Here is a 1380-nt window from a genome sequence, read left to right on the forward strand (position 1 = left end):
GGGCGGCATGGCCCCCGCAGCCCGCCCGCCATGCCGCTCATGCCGTCGGGGTCGGCCAATACCAGCGGCGCGTGGGGCGAAAAAACCGGAAGCGCCGCGGCCAGCGCCTGCAGCTCCACGGCAACGCCGTGCTGCAGGCTGCCATCGTCATGCTCCGCCATCTGCGCCAGCATGCTCAGGCAGGCGGCGTCCATGGCGACGTTCTGCCGCCGCTCGCGGGCCATAAACAGCGCCAGCTCGGCGGCGCGTCCGGAAGGCGGCACCGGGCAGAGGGTCGGCTGCGACAGGTATGCGCGCAGCTTTTCCCGCTGCCGGCTTTGCGGCACATCGTATAAACCGTAGGAAGCATCCACCAGCGCCAGGCGCGCGGGCGGCGGAACGTCAAAGCGGAACAGCAGGGACTCCAGACTAATATCACCGCTGTAAAACAGGCCGCCCGCCACGTTCAGATGGAACCACATCCCGCCCCAGGCGTGGCCGCAGCTGCCGGTAGTGACGGTTATCTCGCCGAGGGAGAACTGACCGCGCACCGCCACCGGGTGGACGTTGCGCCCCGCGGGCAGCGCCTGGGCGGTGACGGCGCTGCAGTAGATGGGAATCTCCGCCGGCAGGCGGCTCAGCCCGGCAATATGATCCACATGATCGTGGCTGAGCAGAATGGCGTCGATATCCGCCGGAACCGGCCACGGCGCCTCATCCGGCTCCAGCGCACCGCCGGCATCCAGCAGGATGCGCTGGCGCGGCGTGCTCAGCAAAATGGCCGCCGGAGCCTTGCGGCCCAGGCCGCTAATCACGTCTATCTTCACGCCGCCTCCAGACGCCAGCCCTGGATCAGCCGGACGCGGACGCTCTGCTGCGCCCGCAGCGGCGAGTGGTGGAAGGCGCTCAGCGGCTGCCCGTCCGCCAGACGCAAATCAACTAAATAACGCTCTCCCTGATAGATACAGCTTTCCACCTCCGCGCTCAGCCCGCTCTGCGCGATCTCCACGTGCTCCGGGCGCACCAGCACCGGCTGCGCCGCCGCGTGCTGGCCGGCGGAGAAGCCCGCGTGCAGCAGCGCGCAGTCCAGCTGGCGCTGCTGGCCGGGGATCGCCAGCGACAGCACCTGCCCCTTGCCGATAAAGCGCGCCACCCAGGCGTTTTGCGGCTGCTGATAGAGCGCCTGCGGCGCGCCCCACTGCATGAGCGCGCCCTGGTGCATCACCGCGATGTGGCTGGCCAGCGCCATCGCCTCCGCCTGGTCGTGCGTCACGTAGACAAAGGTCGCGCCGGTACGGCGGTGAAACTCGCGGAACGTCTGCTCCATCGTCGCGCGCAGGTGGCGATCCAGGTTCGCCAGCGGCTCATCCAGCAGCACCACCTGCGGCTCGGAGACCAGAC

2 protein-coding genes are annotated in these 1380 nt (G+C 69.2%); both read right to left on the minus strand.

Going from position 1 to position 1380, the window contains the following annotated elements:
• Positions 1–806: MBL fold metallo-hydrolase (locus tag PFH44_RS27625; protein WP_283826845.1), on the minus strand; the 806-nt coding region annotated here is incomplete at its 3' end.
• Positions 803–1380, minus strand: a 578-nt coding sequence (locus PFH44_RS27630; protein WP_283826846.1) for a TOBE domain-containing protein, incomplete at its 5' end; no start/stop codon positions are given. The genes PFH44_RS27630 and PFH44_RS27625, both read right to left, overlap by 4 nt.

This window comes from Klebsiella sp. Ech2A (genome assembly GCF_030078455.1).
GTDB classification, from domain to species: Bacteria; Pseudomonadota; Gammaproteobacteria; order Enterobacterales; family Enterobacteriaceae; genus Klebsiella; species Klebsiella terrigena.